This is a genomic window from Citrobacter sp. wls615, from assembly GCF_005281355.1.
GTDB lineage: Bacteria > Pseudomonadota > Gammaproteobacteria > Enterobacterales > Enterobacteriaceae > Citrobacter > Citrobacter werkmanii.
In genome coordinates this window covers 67,187-86,735 of record NZ_SZXM01000019.1, presented here as the reverse complement: position 1 = coordinate 86,735, position 19,549 = coordinate 67,187, and the positions used below count along the sequence as shown (strand labels likewise).

Here is a 19,549-nt window from a genome sequence, read left to right as displayed (position 1 = left end):
CGCAAAATAAAGCGTCTGAATTTCCCTGTCTGGCCACTCATGCATCATTTACATGCTTACCCTGACCTGCGTGCGATGTTTCGCCGCCTGCTGATCGCCGCGCTGATTGGTATCCTTGCCGCGTTAGCCGTCGCGGGTTTTCGCCATGCCATGTTCCTTCTTGAATGGTTGTTCCTGGGCAACGACACGGGCAGTCTGGTCAATGCGGCGACAAACCTTTCTCCTATAAGACGCATGCTGACGCCCGCGCTGGGCGGCCTGGCAGCTGGCTTACTGCTCTGGGGTTGGCAAAAATTCAACCGTTTACGACCACAGGCTCCTACAGATTACATGGAAGCCCTGCAAACGGATGGACAATTCGACGTCAGCGCAAGCCTGGTAAAGTCACTGGCATCGTTACTGGTTGTCGCCAGCGGCAGTGCTATCGGGCGCGAAGGCGCCATGATTTTGCTGGCGGCGCTGGCCGCGTCCAGCTTTGCCCAACGCTTTACACCCCGCGCTGAATGGAAATTATGGATTGCTTGTGGCGCGGCTGCAGGTATGGCCGGCGCGTATCATGCCCCGCTGGCGGGCAGTTTATTTATTGCTGAAGTCTTGTTTGGCACGATGATCCTCGCCTCGCTGGGGCCGGTGGTGGTATCCGCCGTCGTCGCTTTGCTCACCACTAATGTGCTGAGCGACAGCAATGCATTGCTCTATGCCGTGCACTTCACACGGGAACTGCATGTGCTGGAATACGTCATGATCGTCAGTACTGGTCTGGTTGCCGGCGTCTGCGGTCCGCTGTTCATGTGGTTGATGACCGCCAGCCATAATGGCTTTTTACGCTTAAAACTCTCGCCACCGTGGCAACTGGCGCTTGGCGGGCTGATCGTTGGCCTGTTGTCGCTGCTCACTCCTGCCGTTTGGGGAAATGGCTACAGCGTGGTGCAGTCATACCTACTCTCGCCACCGCTATTGACCGTGGTGAGTGGGATCTTTATCTGCAAGTTACTGGCTGTGCTTGCCAGCAGTGGCTCCGGTGCGCCGGGTGGGGTGTTTACGCCAACGCTGTTTGTCGGTATGTCTGTCGGCATGCTGCTGGGACGGGCGTGGGGATTATGGCTTCCGGGTCCGGATGAAATTGCCATTCTGCTGGGATTAACGGGGATGGCCACGCTACTGGCAGCCACCACGCATGCGCCAATTATGTCTACATTGATGGTTTGTGAAATGACCGGGGAGTATCGCTTGCTCCCCGGATTACTGATCGCCTGCGTGGTGGCGTCAGTGCTGTCGAGAACGTTACGCCACGACTCTATCTACCGACAGCACGCTGCCAAGCATTGACAGACGGATATACTGTGACAGCTCGCGCTGCTCTGCGCGAGGCAGATACGGCAGTTCGCCGATTAGCGGCGCAGGTAATTTTTTGCTCAGCACATCAATGATTTCCGCATAATGCGCCAGCCCTGGGTTGATTCGGTTTGCGACCCAGCCAAGCAGCGGCAATCCGTCGCTGGCAATCGCCTGTGCGGTAAGGATGGCATGATTAATACAACCTTCCTGAATACCGACTACCATCAGCACCGGCATTTGTTCCTGTACCACCCATTCAGATAGCGGACGCAGATCATTCATCAGACTCCGCCAGCCGCCGGTGCCTTCCACGACAACGTGATCGACTTTTTCACTCAGACTTGCGAGACCGTTGGAAAGCAAGGTGTAATTGACCGGACCACTATGCGCTACGCTACTTTCGTCCTCGCTCAGCGCAATCGGGTTGACCGCCTCATAAGGCAGTTCGATGGATGACACACTTTGCAGCACCAGCGCATCTTTGTTGCGCAAGCCTTCAGGTGTCTCTTTGCTTCCTTTGGCTACCGGTTTGTAGCCCGCGACACTTTTACCCCCTGACGCCAACGCTTGTAGTAATGCGCGGGAAACCACGGTCTTCCCAACAGAAGTGTCTGTACCTGTAATAAAGAAACGCTTCAGCATCACTAACTCCACCGTTATGCTTTGAAAATATAAGTCAGGAAAATAAAACAGTGGAGAAAGTCTAAGGTATGACGACCGGAATCAGCTTGAGATAGCGCAATTTTTCGTACAACAGTTAAAAAATGTTAACCCTGTAATAGACGTATCAACAAAGAACCGTTATACATCGCGTCCTTAACGAGCGCGGCCCCTGCCATCGTCCCCTGATTAGTAAACTGCGTACTTTCGACGACAATATGCCGACTGTAAGCCGGGAGCGCCTGCTGACGAATGCTGTCAGCAATGGTGGGAAACAAAATATCCGCCGCTTTACTGAGCGGAGAACCAATCAATATCTTTTGGGGGTTGAACAAATTCACCATAATAGCAAGGATACGTCCGACGTGGGTCCCGACACCGCTAATGATATCCTTCGCCAATAAATCACCCTGCATGGCTGCCAAACACAGCGCGTCCACTGTTAACGGTTGTCCATGCAGTGAAGAGCTCATTGACTGCTTCAGCCGCACCTGCGCGAGTTCCAGTACGCTGTCGACGCTGGCGATGGTTTCCAGACAGCCATGATTACCGCAATAGCAACGTTTACCGTAGGGATCGACCTGCGTATGACCAATTTCCACCAGGCTACTGCTACCGGCATGCAGTAAATGACCGTCGGTTATCACCCCTGCACCAACGTTATGATCAATGACGACCTGAATGACATCGCGTGCGCCACGCGACGCGCCAAAAAGCGCCTCCGCCATGGTCCAGGCGCTGATATCATGCTGAATATAGACCGGCACACCGGTATGGTTTTCGAGCGCTTCGCCCAGCGGCATCTCTTTGACGTCATCGTAAAACGGCATGCTATGAACGATGCCGTTTTCGGTATCGATTATGCCAGGTAGCGTGATGGCGATGGAGGTCAGGCGTTCCAGCTTTTGCTGGTGGCGGATGAAAAACTGATCGACCTGGGTAATGACACGTTGCAGCAGAGGTGTTTCACTGACCAGCGCCATTTCCAGGCAATCCTCAACCACCAACTTGCTGCTCAGATCGCGCAGCGCCAGAAAAATCTCGCCGCGACTGATGCGAATAGATAGATAGTGCCAGGCTTCGGTTTCGACAACCAGCCCCACGGCCGGACGCCCACGACTCCCCGCTTCCTTGATTTCCAGCTCTTGTACCAGGTGTGCTTCAAGCATTTCTCGGACAATTTTGGTAATACTGGCAGGCGCCAATTGTGCCAGGCGAGAGAGATCAATACGCGATACCGGTCCCAGCTGATCAATCAGGCGATAGACCGCGCCCGCATTGGTCTGCTTAATTTGATCGATATGCCCAGGCTGACTATCAGCAACCACCACTTACTCCCTTTATTTTCGCGCTCCGAAATAATCTGCGGGCTATGGTGAAGCACTTCAATGGCTCCCGTCAACTTTTTACTTAGCCTTGTGATTTACTGCACATTTTCACCCATATTTAAACTAAATTAATCGCCTGGACCGCCGCCAGCAGTTGTTCACGAAAACGTTGCGCGGCATGACTTTGCTCATGATGCTTAGGCCAGACTAACCACATTTCGGAGACGGCATCTTCTTCCGCTATCGGGATCCAGCACATTTCATACAGTTGCACACGTTTAAAGGAAGCAGGCAGGATCGAAACGCCCAATCCCGCGGCCACTAATCCAATGATGGTCATCGCCTCGCCAACCTCCTGAGTTATCGTCGGTTTGAGGTTATAGCGACGCATCAGGCCCAAAATGTCGTCATACAACCCCGTTCCCACATGCGGGTCAAAAAAGACAAAAGGCTCATTAGCCAGCTCAGCCAGCGTCACTACGGGCTTTTGCGCCAACGGGTGCGCTCGTGGGATCATCGCCATCAGCGGTTCATGCAGAATAACCTCTCGCGCCAGCGTTTCCGGGAGTTGCGTGTTACGCATAAGCCCCAAATCCAGAGTGCCTTCGTTAAGTGGAGCAATTTGCTCGCGCGTATTCATCTCGCGGGTTTGCATATGCACCACAGGATAGCGCTGGCGAAACAGGGAGAGCGTATCTGACACCGCTTTGATAAACGGCGCTGATGACGTAAAGCCGATACGCAACTCCCCCGCTTCTCCGAGATGCAAACGCTCTGCACGGGCGGCGGCTTCATTAACCATGCCAAGGATCTGCCGACTGTCCGCCAGAAACTGTTTTCCGGCGGCTGTGAGGGCCACGCTGCGGTTAGTTCGCGCCAATAACCGGGCGCCAATCTGCTGTTCCAGGATTTGGATCTGCTGGCTTAACGGTGGTTGCGAAATATTCAGCCGCGCTGCCGCCCGGCCAAAATGCAACTCTTCCGCAACCGCCACAAAGTAGCGTAAGTGACGAAGTTCAATATTCATATTTTTAAAATATTATTTGAGATTATTAATATATTAGACAGAATATTGGGATTTTCATACTCTTAAGGCTGGTCCTGTAGTAGCAAAATATTAAGCAAGGATTCCAAGTGAGTCGTACAACAACGGTCGATACCGCGCCGGCAAGCGATATTGACGAGAGCGTTACCCTGCCGGATGGTTTTATCAAACGCGGTACATCCCCTTTTATGCGCGTTACGCTGGCGCTGTTTTCTGCCGGGCTGGCGACATTTGCCCTGCTCTATTGCGTGCAGCCCATACTGCCGGTGCTCTCGTACGAGTTTGGGGTTTCCCCTGCCAGCAGCAGTATTTCGCTTTCCATCTCTACGGCAATGCTGGCCATCGGTTTACTGTTTACTGGCCCACTTTCCGATGCGATAGGTCGTAAGCCGGTAATGGTTACGGCACTGCTACTCGCCTCCTGCTGTACGCTGCTTTCAACAATGATGACCAGCTGGCACGGGATTTTAATCATGCGCGCGCTGATCGGTCTGTCGCTGAGCGGCGTGGCGGCAGTGGGGATGACCTATCTGAGTGAGGAAATTCATCCCAGCTTCGTGGCTTTCTCAATGGGTTTGTATATCAGTGGCAACTCAATTGGCGGTATGAGTGGTCGCTTGATCAGCGGCGTATTCACCGACTTTTTCAACTGGCGTATCGCGCTGGCGGCGATCGGCTGTTTTGCCCTCGCCTCCGCGCTGATGTTCTGGAAAATTTTGCCAGAGTCCCGTCATTTCAGGCCCACGTCGCTGCGACCTAAATCATTGTTCATCAATTTCCGTTTGCACTGGCGCGACAGGGGGTTACCGCTACTGTTTGCGGAAGGTTTTTTGCTGATGGGGTCGTTTGTCACACTGTTTAATTACATCGGCTATCGCCTGATGCTCTCTCCGTGGGAACTCAGTCAGGCAGTTGTCGGCCTGTTATCCGTGGCATATCTGACCGGGACCTGGAGTTCGCCGAAAGCAGGCTCCATGACCACCCGCTATGGTCGCGGCCCGGTGATGATCGTTTCAACCGGCGTGATGCTTTTTGGGCTATTGATGACCCTGTTTACCTCACTATGGCTGATCTTCGCCGGGATGCTGCTCTTTTCTGCCGGGTTCTTTGCCGCGCACTCCGTGGCAAGCAGTTGGATTGGGCCACGGGCGAAACGCGCTAAAGGCCAGGCCTCTTCCCTGTATCTGTTCAGCTATTACCTGGGCTCCAGTATTGCCGGTACGCTGGGCGGTGTGTTCTGGCATAGCTACGGCTGGAACGGCGTGGGCGGATTTATCGCCCTAATGCTGGTGCTGGCGTTGCTGGTCGGTGCGCGTTTGCACCATCGTCTGCACGTTTAATCAAGGATGCCCGGCTTCGGGCATCATCACTTATGAAGACGCTGCCATTTGCAGGACAATAACCGTCCCGTTCATCACGATATGCAGCGTCATCGGCATCAGCAGTCCGTTGCTTTTCAATCTGGCAAGGATTAAAACCTGCGACACAAGAAACAGCATCAGCAGCGTGCGCAGATCCACATACTGGGTATGCATCACGGCAAAAATGATCGATACCACGACTGACGACAGCCAGGTTTTATTATTGAACCAATACTGGAATGCGTTGAATAAACAGCCCCTGAAAACAATTTCTTCATAAACTGGCGCAAAAAATATCAGGGTCAAAGCGGATACCCACAGCGCGTAGCTGTTTAAGGATATCTGGCTGGTTACCCACGCTTCGGTTTGTCTGAGACCTATCAACCACGGCAAGATAAGCTGAATAAAAAGCAGGGCCGCAAATAAAATGCCAAACCACCGGGCATTGAAGATCCCTTTGCCCAGCCCTTCTCTTTTTCTGAAGAAGAAATAATACAGCGGAACCAATACGATAAATTCCAGCATAAACAACAGCGGGAAGAGTAATCCTTTGGCGAGCAGCTCCTGGCTTGCGGGAAAAAACAACGGGGTAAACGTGAGGCCAAACATCAGCAAAAACATAGAAAAACAGCCAGTAACGGCTTTGGTCCGGGCGATATATTGGTTGTCGACATCCTGTGACATACAATCTCCTTGCGCTTGTCGAGTATAAGATGATGAATTATCGATATATGATAAAAATTCTCATTATCATTGACAACCTACCAACATTTACCCTATGGAGAATCCGTCAGCGGCAACCAAAAACGGAAGCACGCGCCTGCCGTTGAATTAACCAGATTGATATCGCCTCCATGCAGTTCAAGCATTCTTCGCACAATCAACAATCCCAGACCGCCACGCTGCTCACGGGGAGTTAACGCTGTCGGGCGCTGAAATAATACTTCGCGTACTCCCATTTCCACGCCAGGACCACTGTCCTGCACTTCTGCTAACAGTCGATCTTCATCACGCCAGATTTTTAGCCATACATCCCCCCCGTCAGGCGTATGGCGGATAGCATTATCCAGCAAATTGGTCACTACCCTTTCCATCATCGATAAATCGGCATTTACCAGCGGTAACGGCCCCATCACGTCAAGGTGTAACTGCAAATGACGTGTGGCAACAGGGAGATCAAACTTCTGCGCCACATCCTGGATCAACTCGCCAAAAGCAAAACGTTCGCGCTGAGGTTTTATGCCTCCGTGCTCCAGCCTCGCCAGCTCAAACAGTTGTTGTGACAGATGGCGAACCTTATGCCCCTGGCGCAACGCGATACTAAGATAATGCCTGTTTTCCTCTGGCGTTATTGTGTCCGCTTTCAGCGACAACATTTCCAGATACCCCAGCAGCGAGGTGAGCGGCGTGCGTAAATCATGAGATATATTGGCAATAAACTCTCTGCGCTGGCGATCGCTGTCAGCTAACAAATCCCACTGCTGCGCAATTTGCTGTGCCAGTTCAATAAACGCATTGTTCAACAACGCAATTTCATTCCCCGGTGACGGTACGGGCTTTTTTTGCGCCAACTGCTTAATGACGCTAATACTGTCCTGCTCCATTTTGACCACCTGCGCGGTCAACCTTTTTACCGGATGCGTCACCCATCGCCACACCAACAAGCCCGCAATTCCGCCGGCTAATAAAACCAGAATTAATGTTCCTGTCACGGTGTTCAAGAGCGTTTTCTGCCAGGCGGTATTTGCCAGCATATGCAGATTTTCGCCCTGGAGAACAATGTACAGATAACCATGTAGTTGGCCGTTAAGCATCACTGGCGCCGCACTAAAGACCTTCTGCTGATTGCTGCGCGGATCATCGCCATACACTGGCAAAGCATCCGAATTTAGAAAACCCTGGATCGGCTGCACGGTAATTTTCTGGCGCTGAATATGCCCGGGCGGTGCGGCATCGGCGAGTATGTCACCTGCAGGTGAAACCAGATACAGTTCAACGCTTGGATTGAGCGTCATCAGGTGATTAAACAGTCCTTTTAATGTCTGTCGATTGATCTGCCCGCGGGTATCAATCAGAGCCTCACTTTTGACAATCTTGCTCGCCAGTTCCAGCGACAGCCTTTGCACCATGGCATCGCCATATTTTTGACTATTACGCAGCTGGACAACGCTGACGGCTACCGCGCAAATCAACATAATCGCGGTAAATACCAGGGTCAGCCGCTGGCTTAAAGACAGTCGATAAATCATGACTGATGCTCCGCGTTATTCGCCGCAAGCTTATAGCCTCGTCCCCAAACGGTAAGAATAATTTCCGGCTCAGCAGCATCTTTTTCAATCTTGGTCCGCAGACGATTAATATGACTGTTCACCGTATGCTCATACCCTTCGTGCTGGTAGCCCCACACATGATCCAACAGCGCCTGACGCGAAAAAACTTCGCCAGGATGACGAGCGAAAAAATAGAGCAGATCGAACTCACGGGGCGTCAAATCGATTGATTTGCCATGCTGGCGGACTTCACGGGCTAAGGGATCTATCTCCAAACCATGGATGTTAATGATCCCCGCTTCCACACGCAGATTCTGGCTCATCGCCTCCTGACGGCGAAACAACGCCTTCACGCGGGCCATCAGTTCCAGTATGGAGAAAGGTTTGGCTAAATAATCATCGGCTCCCATCTCCAGCCCCAGAACGCGGTGAGTTTCACTGGTACGGGCGCTAATAATGATGACGGGTAAATAGAAACTCATTTGACGAATGCGACGACATATTTCCAGACCATCGACACCCGGCAGCATTAAATCGAGGATAACCGCATCCCAGACATGTTTTTCCAGTTGTTCAAGCGCGCGCGTTCCATCCGCCTCATGGATAATTTCGTATCCCTCATCCTTCAGGCTAAGCTGCAAAAGTGAGGCAATATCGCTGTCATCTTCCACCAAAAATATCTTTTTTGCGCCGGCCATCAGTATCCTCTCCCTCTCATCGTTGTGAAAGCTTACCTCAGGCAAGGGGCGGAAGTTATCACAAAATTTTTAACTTTTCGTGAGGATCCTGGGATACGCCAGGATACAGGATGTCGTTACAGAAAGTCAGGCATCAACAGGGAAACGTCGCTTTGTTTTCCTTAACATGAAAATAAAAAGGAACAGTTATGCAGAAAAAACGTACACTTCGGGAAGCTGATGTTACCGCCGAATCAGTTTTTTTTATGCAAAGACGACAGGTCCTCAAAGCGCTTGGAATAGGCGCTGCAGCCGCTTCACTCTCCTCCCCGACACAGGCGAATCTACTGAATTGGTTTAAGGGCAACGATCGAACGCCTGCACCGGCGGGAAAACCGCTCGAGTTCATAAAACCGGCTGCCTGGCAAAGCACACTGCCCCTGACGCCGGAAGACAAGGTGACGGGCTATAACAATTTCTATGAATTTGGTCTGGATAAGGCCGATCCTGCCGCCAACGCCGGTAGCCTGAAAACCGATCCCTGGACATTAACCATCAGCGGTGAGGTGAACAAACCCTTAACGTTGGAGCATGATGCGTTGACCACACGTTTTCCGTTAGAAGAACGTATTTACCGGATGCGTTGCGTTGAAGCGTGGTCGATGGTTGTGCCGTGGATTGGCTTTCCCTTACATAAATTATTGGCGCAGGTTGAACCCACCAGCGACGCCAAATACGTTGCCTTTGAAACACGTTACGCCCCCGATGAAATGCCCGGTCAGAAAGATCGCTTCATTGGTGGCGGCTTGAAATACCCCTATGTTGAAGGTCTGCGTTTGGATGAGGCCATGCACCCTCTTACCCTTCTGACCGTGGGCGTGTATGGCAAAGCGTTGCCGCCGCAAAACGGGGCGCCGATACGCCTGACGGTCCCCTGGAAATATGGCTTCAAAGGTATTAAATCGATTGTCAGTATCAAGCTGACACGTGAGCGCCCGCCGACGACCTGGAATATGTCAGCACCGAATGAATACGGTTTTTACGCCAATGTTAATCCGCATGTCGATCATCCTCGGTGGTCTCAGGCGACGGAACGTTTTATCGGTTCCGGTGGGATTCTCGATGTGCAACGCCAGCCGACGTTGCTTTTTAACGGTTACGCCAGGGAGGTGGCATCGTTATATCGGGGCATGGATCTACGGGAGTATTTTTAAGTGAGGCTCACCGTAAAACAGATAACTGGCTTGAAAGTGCTGCTGCATCTCGCCGGTTTTTTACCCCTGCTATGGCTCTTCTGGGCAGTGCAACAGGGTGCGTTGGGCGCCGATCCCGGGAAAGACATTCAGCATTTTACCGGCATTACTGCGCTAAAATTTTTGCTTGCTACCCTGCTGGTATCGCCGCTCGCACGCTATGCAAAGCAGCCTTTGCTGTTTCGTACCCGACGGTTGTTAGGATTATGGTGTTTTGCCTGGGCCACACTGCATCTGACCAGCTATGCGCTATTGGAACTGGGTATACAAAATTTGGGATTGTTGGGACGTGAACTGGTTTCACGCCCATGGCTAACGTTGGGCATGGCGGGTTGGGTTATCTTACTCCTGCTGACGCTGACCTCCACGCAGGCCGCCCAGCGTAAAATGGGCAAACGCTGGCAAACGTTGCACAACTACGTCTACCTGACTGCCATTTTACTCCCGGTTCATTACCTATGGTCAGTCAAAGTGTTGTCACCGTCCCCTATTATCTACGCCTTCTGTTTTATTGTGCTGCTGGTATTTCGCTATAAAAAGTTGTTACGCAAAAGCGAATACAAAGGTGTGTTTATGAAAAGTGAATGAATCACGGTAAACTTCTTACCCACACCAAAACAGAACGAGAACAAAAAATGAGTAACAATGATAATTACCATCAACTCACCCGCACGTTCCAGCGCCTCTCTCGCTTCTCTCACCTTTCGGCTATCGCCAGTTGGGACATGTTTACCATGATGCCGCCGGGCGGCAGTAAAGCCCGCGGCGAAGCGTTGGCTGAACTAAGCGTGCTTGAACATCAGCTGTTAACCGACCCGAAGGTAGCCACGTGGATCGCCGCAGCAAAACAGGAAGATCTTAACGATGTTGAGCAAGCGAATTTGCGCGAAATGTCGCGACTGCATCACCAGGCATCCCTGCTGCCTGAATCACTGGTAGAAGCAAAGTCGCTGGCGGGCAGTCGCTGTGAGCATGCCTGGCGCAGCCAGAGACCCGCGAACGATTGGGAAGGATTCTCCGAGAACCTGAAAGAAGTCGTGAAGTACAGCCGCGAAGAAGCCCGACTGCGTGCAGACGCTAAAGGCTGTTCACCTTATGACGCGCTACTGGACATCTTTGAACCAGAAATGACCAGCGCCCAACTGGATGTCCTGTTTGCGGACGTGAAAAACTGGCTGCCCGATCTACTCACCAGGGCAGTGGCAAAACAGTCTCAGCAAACGCTTATCGCCCCGGTTGGCCCCTTTCCGACGGCTGTCCAGCGAGAGCTGGGTCTGGAAACGATGGCGCAGTTAGGATTCGACTTTACGGCTGGCCGACTGGATATCAGCGCACACCCCTTCTGTGGCGGCGTACCGGAAGATGTGCGCATTACTACCCGCTATGACGAAAATGAACTCCTCAGCGCGCTGTTTGGCGTGATTCATGAAACCGGTCATGCCCGCTATGAGCAAAACCTGCCGCGTAACTGGTCAGGACAACCTATCGCTCTGGCACGCTCAACAGCCATTCATGAGTCGCAAAGTCTGTTCTTTGAGATGCAATTGGGGCGCAGTAAAGCATTCCTGACGCGACTCATTCCGGCGGTGACGCGTCATTTTGGCGATCAGGCTGCGTTTGAAGAGAGCAATTTCATTGCCTGGAACCAGCAGGTAAAACCCGGGTTTATCCGCGTTGATGCCGACGAGGTGAGCTATCCTGCTCATGTGATCCTGCGTTATGAAATCGAGCGAGCGTTAATTAACGGCGACATTGAAGTGGATGATATTCCGGCGCTGTGGAATGAGAAGATGCAGGCCTGGCTTGGACTGTCAACGGTGGGGGATTATCGCAATGGCTGTATGCAGGATATTCACTGGACCGACGGCGGCTTTGGCTACTTCCCGTCTTACACTTTAGGCGCTATGTATGCGGCGCAATTGTTCAGCGCAGCTCACCGCGCATTACCGGATCTGAACCAGGAGATTGCGCAAGGAGAGTTTTGCGCCCTCTTTGACTGGCTACGCCAGAATATCTGGCAGCATGGCAGTCGTTTTACCACGGAACAACTCATTACCCAGGCCACCGGAGAGCCGCTCAGCAGCCGCTATTTCCGCGCTCACCTGGAAGCCCGTTATTTGTAATCTCCTGCCGTGAGTCATTGTACATATCGTTACACGCCGATACCAATGACTCACGGAAGCCCAGTAATTACAGCGATATAGTTATTTCAACGGCCCCGCAGTGGGGTTGAATGAAAAACCAAATCGAGGGTATGAGAATGAAAAAAGTATTAGCTCTGGTTGTTGCCGCTGCTATGGGTCTGTCTTCTGCTGCATTTGCTGCTGAAACAACTGCTACCACCGCGCCAACTGCTGCAACGACGAAAGCGGCCCCGGCGAAAACCACGCATCATAAAAAACAGCACAAAACTGCGACGCAAAAAGCGCCAGAACAGAAAGCTCAGGCGGCGAAAAAGCACACCAAAAAAGCAGCAACCAAACCTGCTGTAGAACAAAAAGCTCAGGCCGCTAAAAAACACACCAAAAAAACCGTAAAACACGACTCCGCGAAACCAGCCGCTCAGCCTGCTGCATAACACGCCTGTAGTCACTATGGCGCCCCCCACGCCGTAGCATACGGCGCTAAATCATCCAGATTTGGCGCCGCCTTTCGGAGGGTAAAATGGTGTCACATTACCGCTTTGAGTTCATTCTTACGGCCCTGATTATTTGTGCCCTCATCGCCATGCATTTTTATCTTTCCTGAGTGTAGTTATCTGATTTTACTCCCACTTTCCCGCCGTCCCGTCTATAGTATTAACTGAGGGTTTGCTGTTAAAAATCATAATTCCCCACCAGAGTGTGATATGCATAAAACCATTGCTATGTTACTGGGTTCAATTTTTTTAACTCCTGTCGTTGCGCATGCGGAACAGCCAGCAACGTCCAGCGCTGAAGCAGAAAATATAAAAACGCTGTTTTTTGGACATGACGATCGCATTAAGGTGACTGACCCAACGCAATCACCATGGGACGCTATCGGACAACTGGAAACCGCCAGCGGTAACCTGTGTACCGCTACGCTCATTTCACCCCATCTGGCTCTGACTGCCGGACACTGCTTACTTACGCCGCCAAAAGGTAAACCTGATAAAGCCGTGGCGTTACGCTTCGTGTCGAAAAAGGGTATCTGGCGTTATGAGATCCACGGAATTGAAGGCCGGGTTGATCCTTCGCTCGGCAAACGTTTAAAAGCCGATGGTGATGGCTGGATTGTGCCCCCCTCCGCCGCCCCATGGGATTTTGGTTTGGTGGTGTTGCGTTATCCACCTTCCGGTATCACACCGCTGCCATTATTTGAAGGTGATAAAGCGGCATTAACCGCGGCGCTGAAAACCGCGGATCGTAAAGTCACGCAGTCGGGCTATCCGGAAGATCATCTTGACGATTTGTACACGCATCAGGATTGCGTGGTGACCGGCTGGGCGCAAAATACCGTTTTGTCACATCAGTGCGATACGCTCCCGGGCGACAGTGGGTCGCCATTGATGCTGAAGACGGATTCCGGCTGGCAATTGATTGGCGTACAAAGCTCCGCTCCGGCGGCGAAAGATCGCTGGCGGGCAGATAACCGCGCGATTTCCGTGACCGGGTTTCGCGACAAACTGGAAGCGCTGGCCAAGGGATAACGCATACTGCCCGTATTAACGGGCAGCACTTTTATCAGGCCAGTTTTATCATGATCATTCCGGCCAACAGCAATGCCACGCCGATCCAGCCTTTATTGTTCAGACGCTGACCAAACAGCACCCAGCCTGCGGCTAACGTCGCGGCAATCCCGAATCCGCCCCATAAGGCATAGGCGACGGAGAGATCGATGCCTTTTACCGCCTGCGACAGCGCACTAAAAGCCGCTAAAACTGCAGCCAGCGACAGCACGCCATAAGCCTTGCGGCGAAAACCATCAGAAAACTTCAAAAAGACGTTAGCCACGATTTCCAGAACGATAGCCATGCCAAGCCAGGCGCCATGAACCCATTCAAACTGCTGCATGGGTCACCTCTCTGCCCGCTTTGGCAGGCTTTCGTGTACCGGATTTAATCAGCACAATACCTACCACCAGCGAGACCAGACCAGCCACCTTCATCGTGGACAAGGTTTCGTCAAATAACAGCACGCTGAACAGCGTAATAAATAAAATACCGATACCTTCCCATAAGGCATAAGCTACGCCGAGGGCAATTTTTTTAACGGCAAAACTGAGAAAAATATACGATAAGGCGATCATTACCAGCATTAAAATAAAGCCTGAATTACCATGGCCCACGCTCGCCCATTTCATTGACAGCGTACCGGTAATTTCAGCCGCGATGGCCAGACCTAATAATATCCAGTAAAACATGATGCTTCTCCTGCTTGAGAATATAGTCCTTTGGGCCTACTGCATGCAGTAAACCAAAAAATAAAATCAGTTAGCTCAGCGCACAGCGCCAGCTCAGGCAGAAGAAGGGACTAAAGCGCGTTGCGCCAGTGTTGCTCACCCGCAAGCAGGAAAGTGGAAGAGGTACGAAGAAGTGTAGGTAAAAGCAAAAACATCCTGAACATATTGTCCATAATATTACAATTATCCGCAGTGTTGCTTCTCATCATCGCGGATGATAATTGTCCTCGGTAGTTAAACACAGATGATTTGTATCATAGGTTCATTACGAACTCAAAGCCTTTTCACTTCTTTACCAGCCCCGTTTGATTTTTGTTATAACGGCTCGACGCAAATCACATTATTATTCAGATTCAAAAAGTAAAAGCACAGGAATACACATGGCGAAACCGATCATTACGCTTAACGGTCTAAAAATAGTCATTATGCTGGGCATGCTGGTTATCATACTGAGCGGCATCCGCGTTGCCGCAGATATCATCGTGCCCTTTATTCTGGCATTATTTATTGCCGTTGTGCTGAACCCTGTGGTGCAACGCATGGTGAAACTTCGCATACCGCGCGTATTCGCAGTGTCATTGCTGATCGTAATTATTGTAATGCTAATGGTGCTGCTATTAGCCTACTTAGGTACATCCTTAAATGAGCTTGCGCGGACGCTACCGCAATACCGTTCTTCACTGGTTATCCCGCTGAAAAATCTCGAGCCTTGGCTACAGCGCGCAGGGATAGGCGTTTCGGTGGATGAGCTCGTCAAATACATCGATCCGAACGCGGCAATGACGCTGGTCACTAATTTACTGGCGCAGCTGTCTAATGCCATGTCATCGATATTTTTACTGCTGCTGACGGTGGTTTTTATGCTGCTGGAAGTCCCGCAACTGCCCAACAAACTGAAACAAATGATGAGCCGGCCTATTGAGGGAATGGCAGCGATTCAACGCGCCATCGACAGCGTATCGCACTATCTGGTACTAAAAACGGCAATCAGCATTGTGACCGGACTGGTCGCCTGGGGCATGCTCGCCGCCCTCGACGTGCGCTTTGCCTTTGTCTGGGGATTGCTGGCCTTTGCCCTCAACTATATTCCTAATATCGGTTCCGTGCTGGCAGCCATCCCCCCTATTGCTCAGGTGCTGGTATTTAACGGTCTTTACGACGCCCTGGTGGTGCTGGCGGGTTATCTGATCATTAACCTGGTGTTCGGGAATATCCTCGAACCGCGGATTATGGGACGTGGGCTTGGACTGTCCACGCTGGTGGTGTTTCTGTCGTTGATCTTCTGGGGCTGGTTGCTGGGTCCTGTGGGGATGCTGCTTTCTGTCCCGCTGACCATCATCGTCAAAATTGCGCTTGAGCAAACCAACGGCGGGCAAAGCATTGCCGTTCTGCTTAGCGATCTCAACAAAGCGTAAATTGTCGCCCCGCCTGCGCGGGGCTTTCGTTTATCGTTTAGCACGTAGCGCCAGGGTGGCACTCAACAACGTAAATAACGCAATTATCCACGCCATGGTCCATGGCGTGCCGTCACTGAACGCGGCCAACAGTAATGATGAGATAATGCCGCTACCGTATTGTAATGCGCCAATCAGCGCGGAGGCTGAACCAGCGATGTTCGGTACCGCATCCAGCGCTGCGGCCGTTGAGGTGGCCGCAATAATGCCGTTCATTGAGAACAACAGGAATATGGTAATGATAATGGCCACAATTCCCCCGCACTCCAGCTTAACCAACAGGGCAAGCGCAACCGCAGCCAGCGCCGCCAGCATCGTCGCATATTTCAGCAGTTGCTCCAGGGGATGCCGTTGCACCAGCCTACGGTTTAACACGCTCATCGCCATGACGCCTACAATATTTAGCGCAAACAGCCAGCCATAATGCTGAGGATCAACATGGTAATAGCTAATATAAACAAATGGCGATCCGGTAATAAACGCATACGCGCCGACGTAATAAAACGTCAGGCTCAGGGTGTAGCGCATAAAACGCCCATTAGATAACAGGGAACGGTAATTACGAAATGCGCCCGTCAGAGAAGCTTTCACCCGTTTTGCTTCAGGTAGTGTTTCTGGTAGCCAACATAAAGAGACACACATTAGCGCGCCAATCAGCACCAGCAGCCAAAAAACTGCGTGCCAGGTGCTCAGGCGAATAATTTGCCCGCCAATCAATGGCCCAGCTATCGGCGCAATCGCCATTATCAGCACCAGCGTCGAGAGCATTTGCGCCGCACGGGTACGCGCAAAGAGATCGCGGATCATTGCCCGGGCCAGCATAGGCCCAGTACAGGCGCCAAGGGCCTGAAATACCCGCCAGAAAACAATCTGCGTGATGCTTGTAGACATCGCACATCCTGCAGACCCGATGATAAAAAGCACCATGCCAATAAACAGCGGTTTACGCCTGCCCAGATGATCGCTAATCGGTCCCCAAATCAGCTGTGCGATAGTAAAACCTACCAAAAATCCGGTGATCGTAAGTTCTACATTGCCATGTAAATCCGTGGCCATTGTCGGCATTGCCGGAAGATAAATATCGGTAGAAAGTGAGGTAAAGGCCATCAGGCCACTGAGGATCAGAATAAAACTAAGGCCGGTGTGGCTTGCTGTAGCCACCGGCGATGCCAGTTCATTTTTACGCATAGCGCTCTGTCATGTTGAAGAAACAGACCACAGTATATATGCGACGTATTGCGGTGATTAGAGGGCTAAAATGGCATAAGTTTATGAACCATAATCATGAATAATGGCAACGTTAGCGGCAGATACTGTGATTCCACTCCAGTATTTGCTATCCAGAAATGAATTTAACTCATAGGTCCATGCGGGATTCACAGACTAATAGTACCCACAGAAAATTGCTAATCTGCGGTCAATACAAAGATGAATGCTCAGGAGAATCCCATGAATACAAAAGTACTCAATAACGGTGTTGAGATGCCCCTGCTTGGTTTTGGCGTTTATCAAATGACCGATGCCGCCGAATGCGAGCAAGCCGTACGGGATGCCATTGATTCAGGTTATCGCCTGATTGATACCGCTGCCTCATATCTGAATGAAACTCAAGTAGGGAACGCACTCAGGCAAAGCAGTGTGCCACGTAATGAGCTTTTCGTGACCACCAAGCTGTGGTTACAAGATGCAAGCTATTCCGGCGCAAAGGCGCAATTTACGCGGTCCCTGCAACGCCTTCAGCTTGATTATATTGATCTTTATTTAATCCATCAGCCCTATGGAGATGTACATGGTGTCTGGCGCGCTATGGAGGAGTTATATGAGGAAGGAAAAATCCGTGCGATTGGCGTGAGTAATTTTCATCCGGATCGACTGGCTGATTTAATGGCCTTCAATCGCGTGATTCCTGCCGTAAACCAGATTGAGGTAAACCCATTCCATCAACAGCCACATGCGGTTGCCTGGATGCAGAGCAGAAACATTCAACCACAAGCCTGGGCACCGTTCGCCGAGGGACGTAATGACCTGTTTCAGAACCCGGTTTTAGCGGCTATTGGGGAAAAATATGGCAAAAGCATCGGTCAGATCGTGCTGCGCTGGATTTATCAGCGCGGAATTATTTCACTGGCGAAAACCGTGCGTAAAACGCGTATGACCGAAAATATTCAGGTGTTGGATTTTAGCTTGACCCCGGAAGAAATGACGCAAATTGCCGCCATGGACAGCGGAAGCAGCGCGTTTTTCTCGCATCGAGATCCGGCTCGAGTGGAATGGATCACCCAGCGGAAGCTGGACGTTTAAAAAAACGGCCTCCGCAGAGGCCGTCTTACTTTTAGCTAACGATTACAGCGCCTTCAGAATCGCATCCACGCTGGCCTTGGCATCGCCAAACAGCATATGGGTGTTTTCTTTAAAGAACAGCGGGTTTTGTACGCCAGCATAGCCGGTGTTCATTGAACGTTTAAACACGATAACGTTCTGCGCTTTCCACACTTCCAGCACTGGCATACCGGCGATCGGGCTGCGTGGGTCATCCTGCGCCGCCGGGTTTACCGTATCGTTGGCGCCAATAACCAGTACGGTATCGGTGTCGGCGAAATCATCATTGATTTCATCCATTTCCAGCACAATGTCATATGGCACTTTGGCTTCCGCCAGCAGCACGTTCATATGACCCGGCAAACGCCCTGCTACCGGGTGGATCCCGAAACGCACTTTGATGCCGCGGGCACGCAACTTCTCAGTAATTTCCGCCACCGGATATTGCGCCTGAGCCACAGCCATACCGTAGCCCGGAGTGATGATCACGGAATGCGAGTTCTTCAGCATTTCTGCTGTGTCTTCTGCATTAATCTCCCGGTGTTCACCCACCTCTTCATCAGAACCCGTAGATGAGCCATCAGAACCGAAGCCGCCCGCAATAACGCTGATGAACGAACGGTTCATTGCCTTACACATAATGTAAGACAGGATCGCACCGCTCGAACCTACCAGCGCACCGGTAACGATCAGCAGATCGTTGCTGAGCATAAAGCCTGCCGCTGCCGCCGCCCAACCTGAATAGGAGTTGAGCATTGAAACGACTACCGGCATGTCTGCCCCACCGATGGACGCCACCAGATGCCAGCCAAAGGCCAGCGCGATGATGGTCATCACCAGCAGCGCCAGAACCTGCAGGCCAACGCTTTCAGTACGAACAAACACCACCAACAGCAAGAAGGAAACGACCAGCGCCGCGAGATTCATCTTGTGACGATTTGGCAGCATTAGCGGTTTAGAGGAGATCTTGCCGCGCAGTTTGCCAAAGGCCACCACGGAACCGGTAAAGGTCACCGCACCGATGAAGATACCGAGGAACACTTCCGTCAGGTGAATGTTCACCAGAATCGGTTCCAGGCCCGTATCGTGATACAGGTAGCTGTTAAAGCCCACCAGTACCGCTGCCAGACCAACGAAGCTGTGCAGAATCGCCACCAACTCCGGCATCTCGGTCATCTCGACTTTTTTCGCCAGGCGGATACCAATCGCGCCGCCGATGATCATCGCCACCAGGATCCAGGCAACATTGCCGGTATCCGGGCCAAAAATCGTCGCAATCAGCGCAATCGCCATTCCGGCGATACCGTAGTTGTTACCCTGCTGGGAGGTTTCGTGTTTCGAAAGTCCCGCCAGGCTGAAAATAAACAGGATCGCGGCAACAATGTATGCAGCTGTAACTAATCCTCCAGACATATGCTACCC

The 19,549-nt window shown here is 51.6% G+C and carries 19 protein-coding genes; 9 read left to right on the top strand and 10 right to left on the bottom strand.

Features of this window, described 5'->3' with window-relative positions:
- The first annotated feature begins 39 nt into the window (after positions 1-39).
- Positions 40-1,329, top strand: a complete 1,290-nt coding sequence (clcB, locus tag FDX04_RS05705; protein ID WP_137370583.1) for a voltage-gated ClC-type chloride channel ClcB — start codon at positions 40-42, stop codon at positions 1,327-1,329.
- Here the strand turns inward: clcB and bioD are convergent.
- The 3 genes from bioD to FDX04_RS05690 all read right to left on the bottom strand — a co-directional run bounded on the left by bioD (position 1,285) and on the right by FDX04_RS05690 (position 4,353).
- Positions 1,285-1,980, bottom strand: coding sequence for a dethiobiotin synthase (bioD, locus tag FDX04_RS05700; protein WP_042308499.1), 696 nt, complete (start codon positions 1,978-1,980; stop codon positions 1,285-1,287). The genes clcB and bioD overlap by 45 nt on opposite strands.
- 125 nt (positions 1,981-2,105) lie before the next feature.
- Positions 2,106-3,326, bottom strand: a complete 1,221-nt coding sequence (mlc, locus tag FDX04_RS05695) for a sugar metabolism global transcriptional regulator Mlc (RefSeq protein ID WP_042308501.1) — start codon at positions 3,324-3,326, stop codon at positions 2,106-2,108.
- Between the two features lie 118 nt (positions 3,327-3,444).
- Positions 3,445-4,353: a LysR family transcriptional regulator gene (locus FDX04_RS05690; RefSeq protein ID WP_137370582.1), complete on the bottom strand. Its 909-nt coding sequence runs from the start codon at positions 4,351-4,353 to the stop codon at positions 3,445-3,447.
- Between the two features lie 107 nt (positions 4,354-4,460).
- On the opposite strand from FDX04_RS05690, the gene FDX04_RS05685 reads away from it, so the two are divergent.
- A complete protein-coding gene (locus FDX04_RS05685; RefSeq protein WP_137370581.1) occupies positions 4,461-5,711 on the top strand; it encodes an MFS transporter in 1,251 nt (416 codons plus the stop codon).
- Positions 5,712-5,741: 30 nt separating this feature from the next.
- On the opposite strand, the gene FDX04_RS05680 is transcribed toward FDX04_RS05685, so the two are convergent.
- The 3 genes from FDX04_RS05680 to FDX04_RS05670 form a co-directional block, all read right to left on the bottom strand.
- A complete protein-coding gene (locus tag FDX04_RS05680; protein ID WP_137370580.1) occupies positions 5,742-6,416 on the bottom strand; it encodes a CPBP family intramembrane glutamic endopeptidase in 675 nt (224 codons plus the stop codon).
- A gap of 92 nt (positions 6,417-6,508) precedes the next feature.
- Positions 6,509-7,981, bottom strand: coding sequence for a HAMP domain-containing sensor histidine kinase (locus tag FDX04_RS05675; protein ID WP_137370579.1), 1,473 nt, complete (start codon positions 7,979-7,981; stop codon positions 6,509-6,511).
- Complete coding sequence (locus tag FDX04_RS05670; RefSeq protein ID WP_061381375.1) at positions 7,978-8,700, bottom strand: response regulator transcription factor; 723 nt, start codon at positions 8,698-8,700, stop codon at positions 7,978-7,980. Before FDX04_RS05670 ends, FDX04_RS05675 begins: the two co-directional genes overlap by 4 nt.
- A gap of 188 nt (positions 8,701-8,888) precedes the next feature.
- Between FDX04_RS05670 and msrP the strand changes: the two genes are divergently transcribed.
- From msrP to FDX04_RS05645, 5 genes are all read left to right on the top strand, one after another.
- Positions 8,889-9,893, top strand: a complete 1,005-nt coding sequence (gene msrP / locus FDX04_RS05665; RefSeq protein WP_137370578.1) for a protein-methionine-sulfoxide reductase catalytic subunit MsrP — start codon at positions 8,889-8,891, stop codon at positions 9,891-9,893.
- Positions 9,894-10,520, top strand: coding sequence for a protein-methionine-sulfoxide reductase heme-binding subunit MsrQ (msrQ, locus tag FDX04_RS05660; RefSeq protein ID WP_137370577.1), 627 nt, complete (start codon positions 9,894-9,896; stop codon positions 10,518-10,520).
- A 47-nt stretch (positions 10,521-10,567) separates the two neighbouring features.
- Positions 10,568-12,055: a carboxypeptidase M32 gene (locus tag FDX04_RS05655; protein WP_137370576.1), complete on the top strand. Its 1,488-nt coding sequence runs from the start codon at positions 10,568-10,570 to the stop codon at positions 12,053-12,055.
- 137 nt (positions 12,056-12,192) lie between these two features.
- Positions 12,193-12,510 carry an acid resistance repetitive basic protein Asr gene (gene asr, locus FDX04_RS05650; RefSeq protein ID WP_137370575.1) on the top strand — a complete coding sequence of 106 codons (318 nt, stop codon included), beginning with the start codon at positions 12,193-12,195 and terminating at the stop codon, positions 12,508-12,510.
- Between the two features lie 270 nt (positions 12,511-12,780).
- Positions 12,781-13,602, top strand: a complete 822-nt coding sequence (locus FDX04_RS05645) for a serine protease (protein ID WP_137349800.1) — start codon at positions 12,781-12,783, stop codon at positions 13,600-13,602.
- Between the two features lie 34 nt (positions 13,603-13,636).
- Here the strand turns inward: FDX04_RS05645 and mdtI are convergent, their stop codons facing one another.
- Together mdtI and mdtJ are read right to left on the bottom strand one after the other, a co-directional pair.
- Entirely contained in the window at positions 13,637-13,966 is a 330-nt protein-coding gene (mdtI, locus tag FDX04_RS05640; protein WP_038640477.1) for a multidrug/spermidine efflux SMR transporter subunit MdtI, read from the bottom strand.
- On the bottom strand, positions 13,953-14,318 hold the full coding sequence (gene mdtJ / locus FDX04_RS05635) for a multidrug/spermidine efflux SMR transporter subunit MdtJ (RefSeq protein ID WP_160956389.1): 366 nt from the start codon (positions 14,316-14,318) through the stop codon (positions 13,953-13,955). Before mdtJ ends, mdtI begins: the two co-directional genes overlap by 14 nt.
- Positions 14,319-14,734: 416 nt before the next feature.
- Between mdtJ and FDX04_RS05625 the strand changes: the two genes are divergently transcribed.
- On the top strand, positions 14,735-15,769 hold the full coding sequence (locus tag FDX04_RS05625; protein WP_137370574.1) for an AI-2E family transporter: 1,035 nt from the start codon (positions 14,735-14,737) through the stop codon (positions 15,767-15,769).
- 30 nt (positions 15,770-15,799) lie between these two features.
- Here FDX04_RS05625 and FDX04_RS05620 read toward each other — a convergent pair whose 3' ends face one another.
- Entirely contained in the window at positions 15,800-16,996 is a 1,197-nt protein-coding gene (locus tag FDX04_RS05620; RefSeq protein ID WP_137370573.1) for a multidrug effflux MFS transporter, read from the bottom strand.
- Between the two features lie 261 nt (positions 16,997-17,257).
- Here FDX04_RS05620 and FDX04_RS05615 point away from each other — a divergent pair, with 261 nt between their 5' ends.
- Positions 17,258-18,109, top strand: coding sequence for an aldo/keto reductase (locus FDX04_RS05615; protein WP_137370572.1), 852 nt, complete (start codon positions 17,258-17,260; stop codon positions 18,107-18,109).
- A gap of 42 nt (positions 18,110-18,151) precedes the next feature.
- Here FDX04_RS05615 and pntB read toward each other — a convergent pair whose 3' ends face one another.
- A complete protein-coding gene (gene pntB, locus FDX04_RS05610) occupies positions 18,152-19,540 on the bottom strand; it encodes a Re/Si-specific NAD(P)(+) transhydrogenase subunit beta (RefSeq protein ID WP_038640472.1) in 1,389 nt (462 codons plus the stop codon).
- Between the last annotated feature and the right edge of the window lie 9 nt (positions 19,541-19,549).

Coding starts and splice junctions, on each gene's coding strand:
- pntB (WP_038640472.1), bottom strand. CDS start 19,540: ATGTCTGGAGGATTAGTTACAGCTGCATACATTGTTGCCGCGATCCTG.
- clcB (WP_137370583.1), top strand. CDS start 40: ATGCATCATTTACATGCTTACCCTGACCTGCGTGCGATGTTTCGCCGC.
- bioD (WP_042308499.1), bottom strand. CDS start 1,980: ATGCTGAAGCGTTTCTTTATTACAGGTACAGACACTTCTGTTGGGAAG.
- FDX04_RS05645 (WP_137349800.1), top strand. CDS start 12,781: ATGCATAAAACCATTGCTATGTTACTGGGTTCAATTTTTTTAACTCCT.
- msrP (WP_137370578.1), top strand. CDS start 8,889: ATGCAGAAAAAACGTACACTTCGGGAAGCTGATGTTACCGCCGAATCA.
- FDX04_RS05670 (WP_061381375.1), bottom strand. CDS start 8,700: ATGGCCGGCGCAAAAAAGATATTTTTGGTGGAAGATGACAGCGATATT.
- FDX04_RS05655 (WP_137370576.1), top strand. CDS start 10,568: ATGAGTAACAATGATAATTACCATCAACTCACCCGCACGTTCCAGCGC.
- FDX04_RS05675 (WP_137370579.1), bottom strand. CDS start 7,981: ATGATTTATCGACTGTCTTTAAGCCAGCGGCTGACCCTGGTATTTACC.
- FDX04_RS05690 (WP_137370582.1), bottom strand. CDS start 4,353: ATGAATATTGAACTTCGTCACTTACGCTACTTTGTGGCGGTTGCGGAA.
- mdtI (WP_038640477.1), bottom strand. CDS start 13,966: ATGCAGCAGTTTGAATGGGTTCATGGCGCCTGGCTTGGCATGGCTATC.
- FDX04_RS05625 (WP_137370574.1), top strand. CDS start 14,735: ATGGCGAAACCGATCATTACGCTTAACGGTCTAAAAATAGTCATTATG.
- asr (WP_137370575.1), top strand. CDS start 12,193: ATGAAAAAAGTATTAGCTCTGGTTGTTGCCGCTGCTATGGGTCTGTCT.
- FDX04_RS05615 (WP_137370572.1), top strand. CDS start 17,258: ATGAATACAAAAGTACTCAATAACGGTGTTGAGATGCCCCTGCTTGGT.
- FDX04_RS05680 (WP_137370580.1), bottom strand. CDS start 6,416: ATGTCACAGGATGTCGACAACCAATATATCGCCCGGACCAAAGCCGTT.
- FDX04_RS05620 (WP_137370573.1), bottom strand. CDS start 16,996: ATGCGTAAAAATGAACTGGCATCGCCGGTGGCTACAGCAAGCCACACC.